Here is a 19,437-nt window from a genome sequence, read left to right as displayed (position 1 = left end):
AATGAGAAGGCACTCCTTTAGGGGTGCCTTTGGTTTGTATTTGAACTGTGATTGGCGAACGGTAAGAATGAAACAATCGTTGCTAGAAGAGATTTTGACTTCGCATACTCATTTTTAAATTCTTGCTTTACTTCTTCTTTTTCATTTTTTAAGCTTTGCAAGGCTTTTCTTCTGTATTGATAGTCCATCATATTCAGCCACACCTTTCACCATTAGGTTTAAAAGCGTTTTCCTTACACTTTTATTTTAGTAAATTAACCTATCATTAACAAGAAAGTTGTCGGAAAATTCAGGAAGAACTTCGCTTTTAACACTTTTTTCCTGTACATCTCTATTTTTTACAAACAACAATGCCAATTGGGTAAAAAGTTGACTCATTTTTAGGAACAACTAGAACACCCTTTTGATAGAAAAAACTAACCTCGTCATAAGTTGGAAATAAATTAAAAAACTCTTCTCGTGATAATTGATGTACGTGATACGGCTCATTTGTCGGGTATCCTCGACCTTGGCCAAAAGGGGTAGATAATATTAATGTACCGCCTGGTTTTAACATGTCGTATATATTAAGAAGGAACTGTTCTTCCTGTTGTACATGCTCTATCGTTTCGAAGCTTACGATACAATCAAAATTACCTAAACTGGAAGGTAATTTTGGGTCCGCTACATCTCCAACAATAAATGTTGATTTCGGGTGGTAGTACGTTTTTTTTGCGTACATAATTGTTTCTTCGCTAATATCTATACCTACAACTTCTGTCACTTTTTTCTTTGCTATTTTTGCCATTATGTGAGTTCCATATCCAGATCCGCAAGCAAAGTCTAACACTCTTCCGTGTAAAAAAGGAATTGTAAAGTGGTAGCGCGCTAAATGCTCTAATAGTAAACCATTTGTCAGTTTCATTTTTTCAGGAACAATACGTTCATCTGTCAATTCAAGCATGGTTCTTTTCACCACTTTTTATTATTTTTATGTTATTATATCAGTTTATTTTTCTAGATGAAAACTTGAATACGGTCATAAATTTGGTTAGAGCAGTTAAAAGAGCTAAATAATAAATTTACAATAACTTAATATGTTTTCTATTGAAAATTGCATATAAGTGTTTTATTATATAAACATTCAGTTATATAAGCATTTGGTTATGTGAATTGGAGAAGAAAGGGGAATACTATGAGCGAATCTTTAGAGCAAATCGAAAGTGCTGCTATAACGTTAAAGGCATTGAGTGATAAAACACGTTTATCGATGGTTGCTTTAATGCAACATCATGAATGTTGTGTGTGTGAGTTTGTGGAAATTTTTAAAATGAGTCAACCTTCCATAAGTCAACATTTACGAAAATTGAAGGATATTGGCTTAGTAAAAGAATCGAGAAGGGGACAATGGATTATTTACTCTTTAAACGATCAACATGATCATTATCCGCTTCTAAAATCCATTTTATCTCATGTGCCTGATCTTGAAGAGAAAATGGATGAATTACAATTAAAAGGACTTCGAATTTCATGCAATTAATGGGGGAATACAGTTGTTAAATATTATTTTAGCGTCTGCAATATTTATTGCGACACTCATCTTTGTTATTTGGCAGCCAAGAGGGCTTTCCATCGGTTGGTCGGCTTGTGTTGGTGCGCTAATTGCACTACTAGTAGGAGTTGTTTCACTCCAAGATGTTTGGGATGTAACTGGAATTGTATGGAATGCAACACTTACTTTTGTTGCGTTAATTATCATTTCTCTAATACTAGATGAAATTGGATTTTTTGAATGGTCTGCACTTCATATGGCTAGGTTCGCCAAAGGGTCAGGTGTGAGAATGTTTGTCTATATATCGTTGTTAGGAGCGGTTGTAGCGGCCTTTTTTGCGAATGATGGGGCAGCATTAATCTTAACACCAATCGTACTTGCGATGGTCCGTAACTTAAATTTTAAAGAGAAGATGATTCTTCCATTTATTATGGCAAGTGGGTTTATTGCAGATACGACTTCTTTACCGTTAGTCGTCAGTAACCTAGTAAACATTGTATCGGCGGATTTTTTCCAAATAGGTTTTGTAGAGTATGCATCCCGAATGATTGTGCCGAACTTCTTTTCTCTCGGTGCAAGTATCTTAGTTTTATATTTGTTTTTCCGTAAAAGCATCCCAAAAACTTATGATGCCACTCATTTGAAGGAACCGGTTGAAGCAATTAAAGATAAAAAACTATTTAAGCTTTCATGGTATGCCTTAGCATTTTTATTAATTGGATATTTCGTAAGTGAGTTTAGTGGAATTCCTGTTTCGTTCGTTGGAGCAACAGTAGCTATTATTTTCTTATTCATTAGTAGAACAAGTGATGCAATTGAAACGACGAAGATATTAAAAGGCGCTCCATGGGCAATTGTGTTTTTCTCTATAGGGATGTATGTCGTTGTGTATGGTTTAAGGAATGTAGGGTTAACTTCGGTCTTAACAGATGTGATTCAAAAAGCTGCTGATCAAGGATTATTCGTCGCTACAATTTCGATGGGATTCATTGCTGCTATTCTATCATCTGTTATGAATAATATGCCGACTGTTATGATAGATGCAATTGCAATTCAAGATACAAATACTTCGGGTGTAATACGAGAAGCTCTCATTTATGCCAACATAATCGGTTCTGACTTAGGACCGAAAATTACACCGATTGGGTCACTTGCTACACTACTTTGGTTACATGTACTCAACTTAAAGGGTGTAAAAATTACTTGGGGCTATTATTTTAAAGTAGGAATTATTTTAACAATCCCAACGTTATTTATAACCTTAATTGGTTTATATATTTGGCTGTTAATTATTGGCTAATTACGATAAAAGGAGATAAAACAAATGAGCAAAAAAACAATTTACTTTTTATGTACAGGAAATTCTTGCAGAAGCCAAATGGCAGAAGGTTGGGGAAAGAAATATTTAAGTGATGAGTGGGAAGTTTACAGTGCGGGAATTGAAGCACATGGTGTGAATCCTAACGCAATTAAGGCGATGAATGAAGCTGGTGTTGATATTTCTAATCAAACTTCTGATACAATTGATCCTGGAATTTTAAAGAAAGCAGATTTAGTTGTTACTTTATGTGGTCATGCAAATGATGTTTGTCCAGCAACTCCCCCAAATAAGGAAAGAGTTCATTGGGGATTTGATGACCCAGCAAAGGCTGAAGGTTCAGATGAAGAAAAATGGGCATTTTTCCAACGAGTTCGAGATGAAATTGGGGATCGTATAAAGCAATTTGCTGATACAGGTAAGTAAGTAAAACCCAGTAACTCCAAATGAGGGGTTGCTGGGTTTGTTTGTATGGAAATTTTTTGGAAAAGCATATTTCTTTACATTTATTTGTTAAAAGCCGAAAATAGTAGAAGTAACATTAACAATGTAGGTGGGATGGAATATGAACATTTCAGATGAAGCGAAAATCGCTTTAGAAAATATATTAGAAGATCATGAAGCAAACAATGTTCGATTATTTCATAATTCAACATGTGGAGATACACCGGTAGGTATTTCATTAGATAACCCGAAAAAAGACGATATCGTGACAACAATTAATGAAATTAAGATAGCGATGGAACCGGAGGTAGAGCATTTATTAAAAGGGGTTACTCTTAAAATAGAGGAAGGACCTTACGGCGAAGCTCTAGTATTTGAAGGATTAGAATTAAATTGTTGTTGTGATTAACTAATAGTTGCTCATTGCATAAACGGATTGTATTGAAAATAATTAAAATTAAAAAAACGTTGACAGCTTCACTTTAACAGTTTAAAGTATTGTTATATAAAAATTTAAAATCTTAATACTTGATCTCTTATCAAGAGAGGCGGAGGGACTGGCCCTATGATGCCCAGCAACCGTTCCATCATGGAATTGGTGCTAAATCCTGCAAAACAAGCAATTGTTTTGAAAGATGAGAGAGGATAAACCGGATTACGCCGTTTAAAACCTCTCTTTATTAGAGAGGTTTTTTTATTTTACATATCGGTAGCCCTCTCACTGGATTGTAATCAAGAGAAAAAGATCCGTATTAAGAGATAAGAAAAAAGGAGAGAGAATACAATGAAGAATTGGATAAAAGGATTATTCCTAACTGCACTTGCATTTTCATTAATATTAACGGGGTGTAGTAATAACCAGCCTACAAATCAAGGAAGTAAAGAACCAGTTTCATTTGACAATGTTCCAGAGCGTTTTTCTAACGGGGAAGGTGCAAAAATTAAAGTCATTCGAAAAATTGGTGGTGATGACCATACGACTCAGTTTTTAGCAGGCGCGAAGGAAGAAGGGGAAGCGTTAGGCTTTGAAGTAGACGTGTTTACAGCAAACGGTGATACAGCTAAATTCCATGATGCTATTGAACAAGCGTTAAATCAAGATTTTGATGGTTTTATTATTTCTCACGGTGATGATGCTGCCACAGTAGATGCTGTAAAGAAGCTAACGGAAAACGGAAAAAGTGTTGTGACCTTTGATTCTAATCCGGACATTGCTACAGTTTCAGGAGTTACGTTAACTTCGCAAGATGATGAAGCATTAGCTCAATTAGCTCTTGATCAGTTAGTAGCAGATTACAATGGGGAAGCAAATATCGTTTATTTATGGGTTGATGGATTTCCACCGATGGTTCGTAGAAACGCGGTATACCAGGAAGTGCTAAAAGAAAATAGTGGTTTAAATGAATTAGAACGTTTTGGTGTAGCAACATCAGATACGTCTGTACAAACGCAAAACGCTGTTGCAGCAATGTTAAACAAGCATGGAAAAGGAGAAATTGATGCTATTTTTGCAACGTGGGACGCATTTGCAATTGGGGCGGCTCGCGCTATAAAAGAAGCTGGTCGTGATGAAATTAAAATTTACGGTATTGACGTTTCAAACGCAGACTTACAAGAAATTCAATCAGAAGGAAGTTCATGGGAATATACAGCAGCAGTTGATCCGAAGTTAATTGGTGCAGTGAATATGAGAATATTAGCGAAAAAGCTTGCTGGTGAAGAGACACCGGAAACTTACGATTTAGAAGCATCATTAATTTCTCAAGAAGCATTACAAACGGTGAACGAACCAGTAAATATGGTTAACTTAGTGGATGTTATTGATGGTTGGGGAGTTTCAACTGCATTCGAAGAGGAATGGATGAAAGTATTAAAAGCCCACTATACAAAATAAGTAATGGAAACACTCTCGATTTTGAGGGTGTTCCCTTTTCTTTTACAAATGGGGGAACAGTATGAAGAAAATGACACTAAACATGGAGAATATTTCTATTGAATTCCCTGGAGTAAAAGCATTACAACAGGTTCATTTTATCGCAGAAACAGGTAAAGTTCATGCGTTAATTGGTGCAAATGGTGCAGGGAAATCAACGTTAATGAAAGTACTTTCTGGGAGTTACACTCACTATACAGGCGATATTTTCATTAATGAAGAAAAAATTTCCGTTAATTCACCAAAAGAGGCTCTACAATATGGTATCCAAATTGTCCATCAGGAAGTGGATACTGGTTTAATCCCATATTTAACAGTTGGCGAAAACATAATGCTACATAAAGTAGAGGAAAATTTTTGGGTGAATTGGAAGAAGGTTCATAAAGAAGCGGAAGCTGTATTAAGAAGCGTGGATGTGCAAGTACCCTCAACAAAACTAGTGCGGGACTTAACACTTGCTGAAAAACAAATGGTGTTAATAGCAAGAGCTCTTACGACTGAGTGTAAATTTCTTTTGCTAGATGAACCAACAGCTAGTTTAAGTAAAAAGGAAACAGATCAGCTATTTAAAATTGTCAGAGAGCTAATGAGAAAAAATGTAGGAGTTATTTTTATATCTCATCGCTTACCAGAAATATTTGCCTTATGTGATCAAATTACAGTAATGAGAAATGGTAAAGTAGTTGGACAAGAGGCGACACATGTAACTACTCCAAATAAAGTAGTTGAACTAATGCTTGGAAAAACATTAGAAGATCAATTTCCGGAACGTAAGGCTACTACAGGTGAAACATTGCTACAGGTAAATGGATTAACAGATTCTAATATGTTATCAAATATGGATTTACATGTGAAAAAAGGTGAAATAGTAGGAATTGCTGGTTTAGTTGGTGCAGGGAAATCAGAATTATGTAAAGCTTTATTTGGGTGTGAGCCAATTACTTCAGGTGAGCTGATGATTGGTAATGAAAAAGTAAAGATAAAAAGCCCTACAGATGCAGTTTCTAAAGGTATTGCCTTCATTCCAGAAGAGAGAAGGAAAGAAGGAGTTCTTATTTCTGAATCTGTCGCCGTCAACATGACAGCTGCCAACTTACATGCTGTTTCTAATAAATATCATTTTTTAAATAAAAGAATAGAAAATCAAAAGACAAATGAGTTGATTAATCGTTTAGGAGTTAAAACACCTTCCTCTAAAACAAAAGTCCAATTTTTGTCTGGAGGAAATCAACAAAAAATTGTTATTGGGAAATGGTTGTTAACAGATGCAGATCTTTATATTTTTGATGAACCGACAAAAGGAATAGATGTTGGAGCTAAAAAGGATATTTTTGAGTTAATTCATCAGCTTGCAGTGAGGGGGAAAGGAATTCTTTATGCCTCAAGTGAAACAGCCGAAATTATTGGGTTAACGAACCGCACTTATGTTTTATATGATGGCAAGATTGTGAAAGAGGTAACTACTTCTGAAACAAGTGAAGAGGAAATATTGTATTACGCAACAGGAGGGACCGACTATGGAAAATGAGCTTTATACCGGAAAAGCGCAAATCACAAAAAAGTGGGATTTGTTTACCTTTCTATATAAATACGGAACTATATTAACGATTATTCTATTAATTGCATTCTTTGCTATATCACAACCCGCTTTTATTCAGAGCAATAATATTATTAGTATTTTACGCTCTATATCTATCGTTACCATTATAGCAATTGGAATAACGATCTCGTTAACGGTAAATGGCTTCGATTTGTCGGTCGGTTCGGTAGCGTCACTTTCCAATGCTATCGTTATTTCGATGTTTGTATGGTTTTCGCAAAATACATTTATAGCGATACTATCCGCATTAGCGGCAGCGTTACTAGTTGGAGCTTTGAATGCATTCTTCATCGTAAAAGTGAAAATCCCTGATATGTTATTAACGTTAGCGATGATGTTTATTATTCAAGGTGTAGCATTAACGTATACAAAAGGAGCAACAGTTTCACAAAACATGATGATGCCTGACGGAACGTTTGCAGAAGGAACTATTACCTCATTGTTTGCACGTATTGGGCAAGTCCCTTGGATTATTATCATTATGCTTTTTGTCGTAATTATTGTTCACGTTTTTTTAACCTTTACGAAGCATGGTAGGTCTATGTACGTTATTGGAGGAAATACTGAGGCTGCTAGATTATCAGGAATAGCTGTTTCCAAATATAAAATAGCTGCTTACTTAATGAGTGCCTTTTTCGCTGCGCTTGGTGGTATTGTGCTAGCGTCAAGAGTCATGACGGCTGAAATTAACGCAGGTTCCCCTTATTTAATGGACGCAGTTGCGGCAGCTTTTATAGGGTACTCTGTTCTTGGAGCTGGAAAACCAAATGCATTTGGCACATTTGTTGGGGCAGTATTAATTGGGATTTTACAAAATGGATTAGTGATGATGAGTGTTCCATATTATGCAATGGATATAGTAAAAGGAGCAGTCCTAGCATTAGCATTAGCGATAACATATTATAAATTTAAATAAGAAAGAGGAGGGATATAGATCCTCCTCTAAAAAATAATAAAAGTTCATTATCTGTTTTTTGTAATGATAGCCGTTACTTCACGATAAGAAAGACCTGTAGTTAATTCAAATGTTCCAATTTGAACTAGCTTACTTTTGTCATTCTTTTCTAAATATTGATTAAAGCTAAATGCATTATCAATAATTCCGGCGTTTTCTAATTCTTTAGTCGCCTCATGAAGCAACATACCTTCACGAATCGTTAATGTAAAAGTTTTAGGTTCTTCTTTTTTCTCTTCTTTCGGCTCTTCTTTTTCTTCTTTTTCAATTTTTTCTTCTTTCGTTACTTCTTCTTCTACAGTCTTATCTTCTTCCGGTTCGGTTGGTTCTTTTACTGTTGTTTCATCCTTCAAGTCATCTAATTGTGGTAGTAGTTGGTCGTACTCTTCTTTTGATAATACTACTAAACTATTTTCTTCTGCATAGGAAAGAACTTGTTCTTCCTCTAATACTACCTCTTTTGAGCCTTCAAATGCATAGGCACACCCAGTTACTCCTGTTGCAAAGAGGATTCCAATAGCAAAAGCGCGAATACTATTATTCATAGGAATTCGCTCCTTTCTTTTGGACAGATTGAAGCATAGTTTGTACTTTAGCTAAAGGTGTAGAAGTGAATTGAGCAATTTGCTGAGCAGTATATCCTTTTTGATAAAGGGATATCGCTACTTCTTCTTCGCTAGCTTGTCCAGACTTAACAGAATCTGTATGATTAGGTCCAACAAGTAGTTCCTCTTCTAACACTTTAATTTTTCGTTCTAATTTATATTTATCTTGAACAACTTCCATTGATAACTGTTCAACTTCTTCTTCTAGCTCTTTTATTTTGTCACGTTGAAAGAAGGATAAAACGATAAGAACGGCGGAAATGACGATAAGGCTGATACTTGCATAAATCATGCTTTCACCTCGTTTTTAAGTTCACTTGTATAATAATAAACTAAACTACTATAAAAAATCATTAGTTTTTTGTAATTGTTACATACTGTTAAAATAATTTCCGTTTTATGGACAATAAAGAAAAAGAAGGTTTTTTCATCATACATAGAAAGAGCCTATACATTTTACGTGTTTTTTCTACATTTTATGCGGGTAGGAGGGAGACTTTTTGAATAAAGATATAAAATTAATTTGGACAAAGGATCATTCATTACTAGTAGACTATAAAATACCTCATTGGAAACTAGACGTAGCTAATACCTTTTTACCTTCGAAAGAGTGGGAGTATCTTTATCGACTGTATGATATTCGTGCTGGAAAAGTATATAAAGAGGTTGTTCATCAGAATTACAGTAGACATGTGATGTTTCCTGAAATCGAGGAGAAAAAGTTATTGCTAGTTGAAATTGGTGTCATATATGAAGAGAAATTTGTTCCGATCGCACAATCGCGGTTATTTTATACTACTATATCGAAAGAGAGTGTTGATAACTTGTCTTATAATTCTACTAATTTAGAAGGTTTTTCTTCTTATACTATTTACAGAAAGGGTGAAGTGCATGACGAATAAAATTTCTTTTGTATTTCATGCACATGTACCGATTTTTTCATTGAACAACGAAAGGGAAACGGTAACCTTTTTTGAAAAATTGACGGACTCGTATTTACCTTTTTTTCTGCTGTATGAACAGCTCAAGCATAAAGTTGGCCTTACTATTACACCTACATTTTTACATATGGTAGAGGAAGAAACATTTAAAAACCAATATAGTACTTTTTTAAAGGAGAAATTAGCACTAGCGCTTAATGAAGAAAAAGTAAACCCTTCTGCACTTGTGTACGTAAATCGCTATAAAACAATTCATTCCTATTGGGAAAAAAATCATCGTAGCATTGTAATGATTATAAAAAAATTAGTAAAGAGGGAAAAGATCGTTCCGCTATTAAAGTTCTCTAATAGTAATTTTGTAGCGCATTATAACAGTATGTGGTTGAAAGAGGCTCAAATTCAATATTGTATAGACAAACTAGATACGATGAGTTTTTGGGGGGAAACATTTTCTGATGAAGAAGTAAATCTTTTGCAAAAATATTCATTAGTAAATGTAAATATCGAAAGTAGAACGTATAATTTATCTCCTATTATTTCCAAGTATGTAAAAGACGCTGTATATCGCGATAAAAACAACGATATTGCATTTGAGCGTCAGTGGGATTATTTGCAGACATTTTTTCCTGCTAGAATGAATAGATTGGCTGTTGGAATTTCTTATAAGGCTAAAGGAAGCGGAAAGAACAGTCCGTTACGGTACATCGAAAAAAAAGCAACAGAAAGATGCTTAATACACGCACAGCAATTTTTGAGGGAAGTTGCTAATACAGTAGTTGAAGAGTATGCTATTTTGATTTTTTCACTTGAGCTGTTCGGTTATGAGTGGGATGAAGGTATCCTGTTTTTATCACATATAATGGAAAACTTAACAACTTTATCTTCTTTATCATTTGAACACCAGGATGGTTTTTCTGTAGTTAAACAGCTTTATAAACAATCGTGGAAAGCGAATGATGTTAATGTAACGGCGTTATATGATTTAGAAGAAGAATTGAATACGGCCTTTTTCCATAAAGATACAAAAAAACTACAACAGTTACATTCAAGTTGGCTCCAGAAAACAGATGACAAACTGTTAAATGAAAAAAGGATGAAGCATGTTGAGGAACTATCCTCGTTTAATGTGAATTGGGATAAGTTGTTTACTACATATTTGAATCGAAAAGACGAAAAGGCTCATGTATTATGGTTATCAACAGAGTTCCCACCAGGTATGATTGGTGGACTAGGGACACATGTTGCACAACTTTCGAAAACTTTACAAAAACGCGGTGTGAAAATAATCGTAATAACAATAGGTGCAATAGGTGCCCCTAGTTTTGAAGTAATAGAAGGTGTTGATGTATACAGAATTACACCATTCCAACCAGCTGGAACAACTTTAATACAATGGAACAGTAGGATTAACGTTGCAATGATTGAACAGGCAGTAAAATTAGCGGAAACAAAGTCCTTTTCATTTATTCATGCTCACGATTGGCTAGTGTGCGCAGCAGCCACTCAACTAAAAAGTATGTGGAATGTTCCACTCATTTCAACGATTCATGCTCTTGAAAAGGGGAGAAGGTTAGGCGAGGAGTTGAAGGGAGACCAAGAAGAAATTCATCGACTTGAAGAAAATTTAACGAACGCATCCGATTATATAATCGTATGTAGTGATTATATGAAACAGGAATTAGAACGTCATTTTTCCACTCCTCAACATAAAATTACGGTAATACCAAACGGGGTCAATGATGTGAAAGATAATGAGATACAGCCAATTAATTCTACTTATCCTAAAATTGTTGCAATTGGAAGACTTGTTCCTGAAAAAGGATTTCAGTATTTTATAGAGGCCGCTGCAATAGTACGTCAACACTTTCCACAAGCTATATTTATGATTGCAGGTATTGGTCCGTACGAAAGAGCGTTAAAAAGAAAGGTAAAGGAACAAAATGTAGAAGATGTCGTTCAATTTGTTGGGTTTTTACAAGAAGAACAAAAAACAACACTGTTGCAGGAATGTGATATTGTTGTTGTCCCAAGCTTGTATGAACCGTTTGGAATTGTTGTTTTAGAGGCAATGGCGCATAGCAGAATAGTGATTGCTAGTAACAGCGGGGGGATTCCCTCCATCATTAAACATGAGCAAAATGGTTTTTTAATAAATCCTGGCAAAGGGAACGAAATGGCAAGGTTCATTTGTCATGTTTTAACTAAAGGACAATCTATTAAAAGAATTCAAGAAAATGCAAAAAAATCAATGGAGCTATATTCATGGGACATCATTTCTGAGAAAACGTTACATGTATATAAAAATATTCAGGGGAGGGTAAAAATTCCTTGATAAGCCTTTTAGTAATCGTGTAAAGGTAAAAAAATAAGCAGTAGGAAAAACCTACTGCTTACTTTGTTTCACGGTGAAGTGTTACTTTTTTTAATCTTGGGCTATATTTTTTAAGCTCAAGACGGTCTGGGTTATTACGTTTATTTTTAGTAGTGATGTAGTTACGATCACCAGTTTCTGTGCAAGCTAAAGTTACGTTTACGCGCATCGTTATCCCTCCAAACTATATTGCTTAATTCAGACTTACTTATAATATCACTTTTAATCATGAAATTCCAGTCCTTTTTAAACTTTCCTCTTAAGAGAGAGGAGTGAATATGACTTTTAGTTGTTTTTTAAGGAAAATAATGACCTCACTAACATGATAAACTACTATTATAATAATAGTAATTAAAAAGTAGGTGGACGAAAAATGCTAGCAAAAAAGGAAATGAGAAGCAAAATAAAAAATGCTCTTGAAGTGATGACAGAGGAAAGGTATGAAGAGAAATCAAATGCCATACACAATCGTTTGTTTCAAACGGATAGCTGGGAGAAGGCAACGACTATCGGTGTTACGATTTCTCGTTTTCCTGAAGTGAGTACGAAAGAAATTATTGAAAAAGCGTGGGAACAAAAGAAACGAGTGGCAGTTCCTAAATGTTATCCAAGAGATAATTCGATGCGCTTTTTTTATCTTACAAGCTTTAGCGAGCTTGAAACAGTTTATTTTGGATTACAAGAACCGATTGAGAACGAAACTGTTTATTGTGAAAAAGACTCTATCGATTTAATGCTTGTACCGGGTGTTGTTTTTGATAACAGGGGTTATCGGATCGGTCATGGAGGAGGTTATTACGACCGTTATTTACAAGGATTTACTGGAGAGAAAGTTTCGCTCGCTTTTCAGGAGCAATTGGTAGCTTCTGTACCAACTGAGAACCATGATATTCCTGTAGAGTTCATTATTACAGATGAGGGACTTTATGCTTGACCTATTAAATAATCTGTACGTACTATTCATAGGAACAATTGCAATCGCTGTTTTAGGATATAAGGGAAGGGCCCTTTCGAAATCAGGTAGCATTGCTACAATAATTGTTGGTGTGTTTATTGCAAATGGTTTCGGATGGAAAGGTTTATTATTAATCGGGATCTTTTTTGTTACTTCAAGTGTATGGAGTAAATGGAAAAAAGGTAAGGATGAGACATCGAAAGTAGTCGAAAAAGGTAGTCAACGAGATTGGATACAAGTGTTTGCGAACGGTGGTATTCCTGCAGTGGCGAGTATACTATTTAGTGTTTCAGAGTCTAGCTTATTTTGGATAGCATTCGTTACAGCAATTGCCGTTTCTACATCTGATACATGGGCATCAGAAATTGGCCCTTTATCAAACAAAAGGCCTTTGTCTATTTTTTCTTTAAAGAGGGTAGAAAAAGGTACATCAGGTGCCATTTCTTTACTCGGTACAACTGCCGCGCTTTTTGGTAGTATCATAATTAGCCTCATTAGTGTTGTTTTATGGGATGGTAGTATTGAGTTGTTTTTAATGATATGTACTTTCGGTTTTATTGGTTGTTTTTTGGACACGATATTAGGAGCAACAGTACAGGTTAAATATCGTTGTTCAAAATGTGGAAAGTCTACAGAACATCGCATTCATTGTAATGAAGTAACAATACATACTAGTGGCTCTACTTTTGTGAATAATGATGTTGTCAATATTACATCTATTCTTTTTACTTCCATTTTTGCATGCATTTTTTATGTGTTTGTTTAGGCTAATATTTGTACTTAAAATTGAAGATATATAAAAAACAAGAATTGAGGGGATTACTTTGGAAAATGGTGTAAACCGCGTCGCGTTAATTGGAACAGGTTTTGTTGGTTCTAGCTATGCTTTTGCGTTACTAAATCAAGGTGTCACGGAAGAATTAGTACTTATTGACTTAAATAAAGAAAAATCTGAAGGGGATGCAATGGATTTAAACCACGGAATGGCCTTTGCCCCAACTCCAACAAAAATATGGTACGGGGACTATACAGACTGTGCTCAAGCAGATCTCGTTGTCATTTGTGCTGGTGCGAACCAAAAGCCAGGTGAAACTAGATTGGATCTAGTAGAGAAAAACACAAGAATTTTCAAAAGTATTGTAGATAGTGTAATGAATAGTGGATTTAATGGTATTTTCTTAGTAGCAACGAACCCTGTAGATATATTAACGTATGCAACTTGGAAGTTTTCAGGATTACCGAAAGAAAGAGTCATTGGTTCTGGTACTATTTTAGATACTGCGCGATTCCGTTACCTTTTAGGTGAATATTTTAACGTTGATGCTCGAAATGTTCATGCTTACATTATGGGAGAGCATGGTGATACAGAACTACCTGTTTGGAGTAAAGCTGACATAGGTGGAAAGCCGATATTAGAAATGATGAAGCAAAAAGAAGGATATAAGGAAGAAGACCTTGATGAAATTTTTGTAAACGTTCGCGATGCCGCTTACCATATTATTGAGAGAAAAGGTGCGACTTATTACGGAATAGCAATGGGGTTAGTCCGGCTTACAAAAGCAATTTTACAAAATCAAAATTCGATATTAACGGTGTCCGCATATTTAGATGGTCAGTATGATGGAAAAGATATATACATCGGAGTACCAGCGGTTGTAAACCGTCAAGGAATAAGAGAAATAGTAGAACTAGAACTAAGTGAAAAAGAAAAAGAACAGTTTAAACAATCTGTAGAAGTGTTAACGGCTATTAAAAATGAAGTATTTACAAAAAAATAATAAGTTTATGGAAAAACATGCCGTATAAATGGCATGTTTTTTCTGTTATTGCAAAACATACATGTAGGAGGGATGTAAACACAATGAACTCACTTATAAGAATTATTTTAATGGCAGCTGGGACGTATGCACTTTATCAAAACAGGTATAAAATTATGAACTATCTACTTGGGATTAGTTCTATTAGAAGGTTTGCCGTTACGTTCGGAATGGATCTCCCATTTGTCCGTGACCGTTTTATGTCAGCGATATTTCGCGCGTAATGGAAAGTGTCAAACATATTGTTTGGCACTTTTTTATTTTTTTCCTACTGTTATCACAGGATAATTATAAATGAAAGATATTTCCTAAATTTTAGTAAGCTATTTCATTTGTTAGCTTTTCTTTTGCCATGATATAGTTAAAGTATTGAAAACGCCTAACAAATAAAGAGGGGTCTTGAACATGGGGAAAACAATAGCTGTTCCAGAGAAACTAAAAGAATGGATTATTCATACTTTTAATAGGGGGATCAGTCCTGTAGCTATTTTACAGGGAATGGTAGATAAGGGGTATGAAGCGAAATCTGCATATTCAACAATAGCAGCTGTAATTGGACCAGATAAACTAAAAGAAGTTGATTTAAATCAACTAACATATGAATATGAGGATGTAGGGATAAGTACGACTAACAATAAGATTCAAACGAGTGACAGAGATGTAAATATACTACTAAAAATGGAGAAACCATATATTTTATATTTAGATAATGTTTTAAGCAGTGAAGAATGTGATCAACTAATACAGCTTTCGAAAGAGAGATTAAAGCCTTCTACTGTTATTGATCAAAGAACAGGTGAGATAAAACTAGCAACTGGAAGAACAAGTAAAGGTACCTATTTTTCGTTTGATGAAAACGAGTTAATTTCAAAACTAGAAAAAAGAATATCTGAAATTACGAATACTCCTGTTGAAAATGGAGAAGGATTACAAGTGTTAAAATATGAGGTTGGTGAAGAATACAAACTACATTTTGATTTTTTCCCAACAAATAAAGTCGATAACTCAAAAGGTGGTCAAAGAATAGGCACCTTCCTTCTTTATTTAAATGATGTAGAAGCAGGTGGGGAAACGGTTTTTCCGAAAGTAGGATTATCTATCGTTCCGAAAAAGGGGGCAGCAGTTTTCTTTCATTACGGTAATAGTAAAGATCAAGTAGACCGCAAATCTTTACATGCTAGTATTCCAGTTTCTAATGGGGAAAAATGGGTTGCGACGAAATGGATTCGCAAAGGAAAAATATATGAATAGGAACGTTAGCTATGAAAATATTGAAAACATTGTTTTCTAAAACTAAAAACTATGATGTTCATTTCTGCGTGAAAAATATTGACCAGTTTTTTTCTGAAGAGGAACTTGCACGATACTCTTCCGCATTATTGTCTAAAAAAAATGTCCATTTTCAAGAGTATCATTGCCAGAACAAATGTGAAGAGTGTCGAGTAAATCCGTACGCTTTAGTGAATGGAAAGTTTATCAAGGCAGATAGTCCTGATGACTTACTAAAAAAACTGCTCCAAAAAGTGGAGGGTTGATAAAAATAAACAAAGAGGTGCCAAAGTTGGCATCTCTTTTTTCATCGTTTAGGAAATTTTAAAAGTGGAAAGTTGTGGATAACTACTAACTTTGTGTTGCTACGTCTAGCTCCGGCGGCTTGGCCCTCGAGACATAAGTCAGTCACTTCCGGTGGACAAAGAGCGTCCACCTGCAGCGCCTGCCTTATACTTGTCGGGCCAGAACGAGCCGCCTCCGCTTTTGTGTCTAGCTCCGGCGGCTTGGCCCTCGAGACATAAGTCAGTCACTTCCGGTGGACAAAGAGCGTCCACCTGCAGCGCCTGCCTTATGCTTGTCGGGCCAGAACGAGCCGCCTCCGCTTTTGTGTCTAGCTCCGGCGCTTAGGCCCTATCAAACTTCCCTTATCCGAAGTACGATAAGTCAACATCGGCTCCTCCGTCGCCGTGTTTCCTTTATCACAACCGTAACAGTCCAGTTTGTACGGGCCTGAACGAAGCGCCTGCGCTTTTGTTCTTATAATGTAATATTGAGATGGGATGAAATAACATAAATCCGTATTATTTCGAGTAAAGTTTTTTACTTTCGTTCTTGTGAAAGGTAAAATAAATAGAATAATAATAATGGTCGCTTAAAGAATAAGGCAGGTGCTGCTCATGTTAATGGATACCGTTTTTTGGAGAATTATTCATCAGTTTGTTATTCAACATGAATATAGAATTCTTCATATTTCTGAAACGCAAAAAGAAGTTTGGCTAGAGTCATTACGAAATAAGGATGCTCCAATTATTCGTCTACTTCGATATGACCTTGATTGGGCTATGTGGTTAAAAAGAGATATTGAAAAGACAACATTTCAAGTGGAGCAGTTTAGAAAACAGCTTTTTAAACGTGATTTACAGGCGGTTTCTATTTATGTATCAACATATCCACCAGTAGATGACTGGGAACCTTTAATGGAGAGAGTAGGCAATAAGGAAAAAGTAGACGTTGCACCTATCATATTACATAACCAAAACATTCAAGAAGCAACGAAAAAAGTTTCTGATGTAACAAAAAAGCCTATCATGATTCAAGAAGAAATGGTCCTTGATGATTTAGCTCTTGAACATTTAAAGCAATCTGTCGTTTCTGTTGCAAACAACCGTATCAAAAGAGAAAGAGATGTATTCCAATATGGTAAACCATTCTTTACGTACATTTTTATTGCTGTCCAAGTAATTTTCTTCTTACTGCTTGAAATGAATGGTGGAAGTCAAAATATCCAAACACTTATTGATTACGGTGCAAAATATAATCCGCTAATAATTGATGGTGAATGGTGGAGGTTCTTTACACCAATTGTTCTTCATATTGGATTACTTCATTTAGTGATGAATACGCTAGCCCTTTATTATATTGGCTCAGCAGTCGAAAGAATTTATGGAAGCGCTAGGTTTTTATTTATGTACTTGTTTGCTGGTTTCACTGGGTCTGTAGCTAGCTTTATCTTTACTCCATCTGTATCCGCTGGAGCTTCAGGAGCCATTTTTGGTTGCTTCGGTGCCCTACTTTTTGTTGGAATTGTCATGCCAAAGTTATTTTTACGGACGATGGGAATGAATATTTTAGTGATTGTCGGTATCAATTTGTCGTTAGGTTTTATCATTCCAGGAATCGATAATGCCGGTCATATTGGCGGATTAGTTGGCGGGTTTCTTGCGGCAAGTATTGTTTCGTTACCTAGACACAAAAAGTCTGTCCGACAGCTTTTAACTGTTTTAGTAACAGCTGCCATTGTATTTTATGGTCTCCAAATAGGCTATACAAACAATGCTGAAGATCCATTAGTTGTTGCAACGCAAGTACAACAGCTTATAGAAAACGAGCAATTAGAGGAAGCTTACGAAAAACTGGCATTATTAGAAGGGCAAGAAAACCTACCTGCAGAGATTTATTTTTATTTTTCGTATATAGAAATAAAACAAGGAGAATTGCAATTAGCGAGAGAGAATTTAGAAAAAGCAATTGCTATCCAACCAAGGTTTCATGAGGCTCATTATAATTTGTCGTTAGTTTATATTGAGTTGGATGAATTAGAGCTTGCGTTGGCCTCTGTCGAAAATGCGATAGAAATTGAAAATGTAGAATCTTATATGCGAATACGAGAAGAGCTTATAAGGATGTTAGGAGAATAGCACTACTTTATTACCGATTGAACGTTGTTTTTCGGTCGGTTTTTATTTGTTTCTTGCATGTGGTGGCAACCTTGAAAATAGAGAGTGGTTTAATTTAGTCCGTCGCACTTCGCTGCAGACACAAGCTTTCCTCGGGAAGGGAGTCAAGTGTCTGTAGCTACGTTCCACTCTCGGTTCTATATATTGAATAGCAAAACATTTTTGTAGTTCTATCTGTACCACCTATCTTCATTCTCCAGGTACAAAATTTATCTTGCATTGTTTCTATCTTGAAAATAGGTAGCAACGGTGAAGCAAGTAGAAAGGCATTTGCATTTTAGTGTATTATTTTAATTTATTTGTTGAATAAGCCTTATTGCTTCCCCGTTAGCCGTTTCGAATAGAACAAGTAGATGAGAAGAGTCTTTTGCTAACAGTATTAATGGCATTGTACTACCGATTGGTGGAATAATAGAGCCGTCGTACGTTTTAATTCCTAAAAAGTATTCTTTATAAATACCTTCCCACAGTTTACCGATTATTTCTTGTGTTTTGTCTTTATTAAAGTTAGGGAATTTTTCAATATCGACTAGTTCCGCTAGTGAATAAGAAAAATAGTTTCGTGATGGAATTTCAAAACTATTTATCGTTCGGTTCCAAGCTTGTGTTAGTTGCTGTTCGCTTACTGTATCGAGCACGTCCTTCCATTCCTTCTGCTCAGAAGTAACTGCCTCTTTAAATGCATGAATAGGTTTTGAACTTGAATCGATAACATAAAGGAAGTCTTTGCTCATCGCTTGCGTACTAGTGATTTCATCTTCAGTGTGTATTTCCCCATGATGAAACGAGATGGACATATAACGGCTACTATCCTCCCCTGACAGGGTAGCTGCTTGTGTTAATGTTTGGCTATTATCCTCCCAATCGCTTAAAACGCCTTTTAAAATACCTTCTTCAAAAAGTAATGAAATATCTTGCCTTAAATAAATCGAGTCGGTTGTCGTCGAACTTACTTCCCAATTAACTTCATAACCGTCACTATTTTTTATTTTCCCTAATGATAGTTGAGTAACTGCCTTTTCAACAGAAACGAAAGGGTCTAGCTTAAAGAAAATAATACTTTCTTTTGTTTCATCTTCAATATTTGTTATAAAAATAAATAATAAAAAGAATGTAAATGCAATTAATGTTAATTTTCTCATAATAGCCTCCTGGTGAAACTTCACTATTACCACCGTATGAGCTTGTCTTTCTGTTTATGTAGGAAATATTTATGAAAAGTGTATGTTTTAATAGAAG

At 35.4% G+C, this 19,437-nt stretch carries 22 protein-coding genes and 1 riboswitch; of the genes, 16 read left to right on the top strand and 6 right to left on the bottom strand.

Going from position 1 to position 19,437, the window contains the following annotated elements; all coding sequences use genetic code 11:
• Positions 1-17: 17 nt before the first annotated feature.
• Both O1A01_RS18105 and O1A01_RS18100 read right to left on the bottom strand, forming a co-directional pair.
• Entirely contained in the window at positions 18-191 is a 174-nt protein-coding gene (locus O1A01_RS18105; protein ID WP_270064658.1) for a hypothetical protein, read from the bottom strand.
• Between the two features lie 140 nt (positions 192-331).
• On the bottom strand, positions 332-943 hold the full coding sequence (locus O1A01_RS18100) for a class I SAM-dependent methyltransferase (RefSeq protein ID WP_270064657.1): 612 nt from the start codon (positions 941-943) through the stop codon (positions 332-334).
• 231 nt (positions 944-1,174) lie between these two features.
• Here O1A01_RS18100 and O1A01_RS18095 point away from each other — a divergent pair, with 231 nt between their 5' ends.
• The 7 genes from O1A01_RS18095 (at position 1,175) to O1A01_RS18065 (ending at position 7,742) form a co-directional block, all read left to right on the top strand.
• Complete coding sequence (locus O1A01_RS18095) at positions 1,175-1,519, top strand: ArsR/SmtB family transcription factor (RefSeq protein ID WP_270064656.1); 345 nt, start codon at positions 1,175-1,177, stop codon at positions 1,517-1,519.
• 13 nt (positions 1,520-1,532) lie between these two features.
• Complete coding sequence (locus O1A01_RS18090; RefSeq protein WP_270064655.1) at positions 1,533-2,831, top strand: arsenic transporter; 1,299 nt, start codon at positions 1,533-1,535, stop codon at positions 2,829-2,831.
• A 24-nt stretch (positions 2,832-2,855) separates the two neighbouring features.
• On the top strand, positions 2,856-3,275 hold the full coding sequence (gene arsC, locus O1A01_RS18085; protein WP_270064654.1) for an arsenate reductase (thioredoxin): 420 nt from the start codon (positions 2,856-2,858) through the stop codon (positions 3,273-3,275).
• A gap of 139 nt (positions 3,276-3,414) precedes the next feature.
• Positions 3,415-3,702, top strand: coding sequence for a hypothetical protein (locus O1A01_RS18080; RefSeq protein ID WP_270064653.1), 288 nt, complete (start codon positions 3,415-3,417; stop codon positions 3,700-3,702).
• 124 nt (positions 3,703-3,826) lie between these two features.
• Positions 3,827-3,935, top strand: a riboswitch (SAM riboswitch).
• A 142-nt stretch (positions 3,936-4,077) separates the two neighbouring features.
• Positions 4,078-5,187, top strand: coding sequence for a sugar ABC transporter substrate-binding protein (locus tag O1A01_RS18075; protein WP_270064652.1), 1,110 nt, complete (start codon positions 4,078-4,080; stop codon positions 5,185-5,187).
• Positions 5,188-5,248: 61 nt separating this feature from the next.
• Positions 5,249-6,754, top strand: coding sequence for a sugar ABC transporter ATP-binding protein (locus tag O1A01_RS18070; RefSeq protein WP_270064651.1), 1,506 nt, complete (start codon positions 5,249-5,251; stop codon positions 6,752-6,754).
• Positions 6,744-7,742, top strand: coding sequence for an ABC transporter permease (locus O1A01_RS18065; protein ID WP_270064650.1), 999 nt, complete (start codon positions 6,744-6,746; stop codon positions 7,740-7,742). The genes O1A01_RS18070 and O1A01_RS18065 overlap by 11 nt, the downstream gene beginning before the upstream one ends.
• A gap of 47 nt (positions 7,743-7,789) precedes the next feature.
• On the opposite strand, the gene O1A01_RS18060 is transcribed toward O1A01_RS18065, so the two are convergent.
• Both O1A01_RS18060 and O1A01_RS18055 read right to left on the bottom strand, forming a co-directional pair.
• Positions 7,790-8,326 (bottom strand): hypothetical protein, encoded by a 537-nt coding sequence (locus tag O1A01_RS18060; RefSeq protein WP_270064649.1) that lies wholly within the window; start codon positions 8,324-8,326, stop codon positions 7,790-7,792.
• Complete coding sequence (locus O1A01_RS18055; RefSeq protein ID WP_270064648.1) at positions 8,319-8,678, bottom strand: hypothetical protein; 360 nt, start codon at positions 8,676-8,678, stop codon at positions 8,319-8,321. Before O1A01_RS18055 ends, O1A01_RS18060 begins: the two co-directional genes overlap by 8 nt.
• Before the next feature lie 208 nt (positions 8,679-8,886).
• Between O1A01_RS18055 and O1A01_RS18050 the strand changes: the two genes are divergently transcribed.
• Together O1A01_RS18050 and O1A01_RS18045 are read left to right on the top strand one after the other, a co-directional pair.
• Positions 8,887-9,288: a hypothetical protein gene (locus tag O1A01_RS18050; RefSeq protein WP_270064647.1), complete on the top strand. Its 402-nt coding sequence runs from the start codon at positions 8,887-8,889 to the stop codon at positions 9,286-9,288.
• The gene (locus O1A01_RS18045) at positions 9,278-11,659 is read left to right on the top strand and encodes a glycosyltransferase (RefSeq protein WP_270064646.1); all 2,382 of its coding nucleotides are present in this window, start codon (positions 9,278-9,280) and stop codon (positions 11,657-11,659) included. The genes O1A01_RS18050 and O1A01_RS18045 overlap by 11 nt, the downstream gene beginning before the upstream one ends.
• Positions 11,660-11,717: 58 nt before the next feature.
• Here O1A01_RS18045 and rpmG read toward each other — a convergent pair whose 3' ends face one another.
• On the bottom strand, positions 11,718-11,867 hold the full coding sequence (gene rpmG, locus O1A01_RS18040) for a 50S ribosomal protein L33 (protein WP_013059189.1): 150 nt from the start codon (positions 11,865-11,867) through the stop codon (positions 11,718-11,720).
• A gap of 204 nt (positions 11,868-12,071) precedes the next feature.
• Here rpmG and O1A01_RS18035 point away from each other — a divergent pair, with 204 nt between their 5' ends.
• The 7 genes from O1A01_RS18035 to O1A01_RS18005 all read left to right on the top strand — a co-directional run bounded on the left by O1A01_RS18035 (position 12,072) and on the right by O1A01_RS18005 (position 18,159).
• Positions 12,072-12,632 (top strand): 5-formyltetrahydrofolate cyclo-ligase, encoded by a 561-nt coding sequence (locus O1A01_RS18035; RefSeq protein ID WP_270064645.1) that lies wholly within the window; start codon positions 12,072-12,074, stop codon positions 12,630-12,632.
• Entirely contained in the window at positions 12,625-13,419 is a 795-nt protein-coding gene (locus O1A01_RS18030; RefSeq protein WP_270064644.1) for a DUF92 domain-containing protein, read from the top strand. The genes O1A01_RS18035 and O1A01_RS18030 overlap by 8 nt, the downstream gene beginning before the upstream one ends.
• 58 nt (positions 13,420-13,477) lie before the next feature.
• Positions 13,478-14,431, top strand: a complete 954-nt coding sequence (locus O1A01_RS18025; protein WP_066419219.1) for an L-lactate dehydrogenase — start codon at positions 13,478-13,480, stop codon at positions 14,429-14,431.
• A gap of 83 nt (positions 14,432-14,514) precedes the next feature.
• On the top strand, positions 14,515-14,694 hold the full coding sequence (locus O1A01_RS18020) for a hypothetical protein (protein WP_066419217.1): 180 nt from the start codon (positions 14,515-14,517) through the stop codon (positions 14,692-14,694).
• Positions 14,695-14,875: 181 nt separating this feature from the next.
• Complete coding sequence (locus tag O1A01_RS18015; RefSeq protein WP_066419216.1) at positions 14,876-15,721, top strand: 2OG-Fe(II) oxygenase; 846 nt, start codon at positions 14,876-14,878, stop codon at positions 15,719-15,721.
• Positions 15,722-15,732: 11 nt separating this feature from the next.
• Entirely contained in the window at positions 15,733-16,005 is a 273-nt protein-coding gene (locus tag O1A01_RS18010) for a DUF1450 domain-containing protein (protein WP_270064643.1), read from the top strand.
• 639 nt (positions 16,006-16,644) lie between these two features.
• Positions 16,645-18,159 carry a rhomboid family intramembrane serine protease gene (locus tag O1A01_RS18005; RefSeq protein WP_270064642.1) on the top strand — a complete coding sequence of 505 codons (1,515 nt, stop codon included), beginning with the start codon at positions 16,645-16,647 and terminating at the stop codon, positions 18,157-18,159.
• A gap of 329 nt (positions 18,160-18,488) precedes the next feature.
• Here O1A01_RS18005 and O1A01_RS18000 read toward each other — a convergent pair whose 3' ends face one another.
• Entirely contained in the window at positions 18,489-19,340 is an 852-nt protein-coding gene (locus O1A01_RS18000; protein ID WP_066419835.1) for a hypothetical protein, read from the bottom strand.
• Positions 19,341-19,437: the final 97 nt, after the last annotated feature.

Source organism: Sutcliffiella sp. NC1, from assembly GCF_027594365.1.
Lineage (GTDB): Bacteria > Bacillota > Bacilli > Bacillales > Bacillaceae_I > Sutcliffiella > Sutcliffiella cohnii.
Note: the sequence above shows the minus strand (reverse complement) of the source record. Positions and strands in the feature narration are given on the sequence as shown.

Coding starts and splice junctions, on each gene's coding strand:
- O1A01_RS18045 (WP_270064646.1), top strand. CDS start 9,278: ATGACGAATAAAATTTCTTTTGTATTTCATGCACATGTACCGATTTTT.
- O1A01_RS18010 (WP_270064643.1), top strand. CDS start 15,733: ATGAAAATATTGAAAACATTGTTTTCTAAAACTAAAAACTATGATGTT.
- O1A01_RS18075 (WP_270064652.1), top strand. CDS start 4,078: ATGAAGAATTGGATAAAAGGATTATTCCTAACTGCACTTGCATTTTCA.
- O1A01_RS18105 (WP_270064658.1), bottom strand. CDS start 191: ATGATGGACTATCAATACAGAAGAAAAGCCTTGCAAAGCTTAAAAAAT.
- rpmG (WP_013059189.1), bottom strand. CDS start 11,867: ATGCGCGTAAACGTAACTTTAGCTTGCACAGAAACTGGTGATCGTAAC.
- O1A01_RS18095 (WP_270064656.1), top strand. CDS start 1,175: ATGAGCGAATCTTTAGAGCAAATCGAAAGTGCTGCTATAACGTTAAAG.
- O1A01_RS18065 (WP_270064650.1), top strand. CDS start 6,744: ATGGAAAATGAGCTTTATACCGGAAAAGCGCAAATCACAAAAAAGTGG.
- O1A01_RS18100 (WP_270064657.1), bottom strand. CDS start 943: ATGCTTGAATTGACAGATGAACGTATTGTTCCTGAAAAAATGAAACTG.
- arsC (WP_270064654.1), top strand. CDS start 2,856: ATGAGCAAAAAAACAATTTACTTTTTATGTACAGGAAATTCTTGCAGA.
- O1A01_RS18000 (WP_066419835.1), bottom strand. CDS start 19,340: ATGAGAAAATTAACATTAATTGCATTTACATTCTTTTTATTATTTATT.
- O1A01_RS18055 (WP_270064648.1), bottom strand. CDS start 8,678: ATGATTTATGCAAGTATCAGCCTTATCGTCATTTCCGCCGTTCTTATC.
- O1A01_RS18030 (WP_270064644.1), top strand. CDS start 12,625: ATGCTTGACCTATTAAATAATCTGTACGTACTATTCATAGGAACAATT.
- O1A01_RS18035 (WP_270064645.1), top strand. CDS start 12,072: ATGCTAGCAAAAAAGGAAATGAGAAGCAAAATAAAAAATGCTCTTGAA.
- O1A01_RS18020 (WP_066419217.1), top strand. CDS start 14,515: ATGAACTCACTTATAAGAATTATTTTAATGGCAGCTGGGACGTATGCA.
- O1A01_RS18060 (WP_270064649.1), bottom strand. CDS start 8,326: ATGAATAATAGTATTCGCGCTTTTGCTATTGGAATCCTCTTTGCAACA.
- O1A01_RS18070 (WP_270064651.1), top strand. CDS start 5,249: ATGAAGAAAATGACACTAAACATGGAGAATATTTCTATTGAATTCCCT.
- O1A01_RS18015 (WP_066419216.1), top strand. CDS start 14,876: ATGGGGAAAACAATAGCTGTTCCAGAGAAACTAAAAGAATGGATTATT.
- O1A01_RS18080 (WP_270064653.1), top strand. CDS start 3,415: ATGAACATTTCAGATGAAGCGAAAATCGCTTTAGAAAATATATTAGAA.
- O1A01_RS18005 (WP_270064642.1), top strand. CDS start 16,645: ATGGATACCGTTTTTTGGAGAATTATTCATCAGTTTGTTATTCAACAT.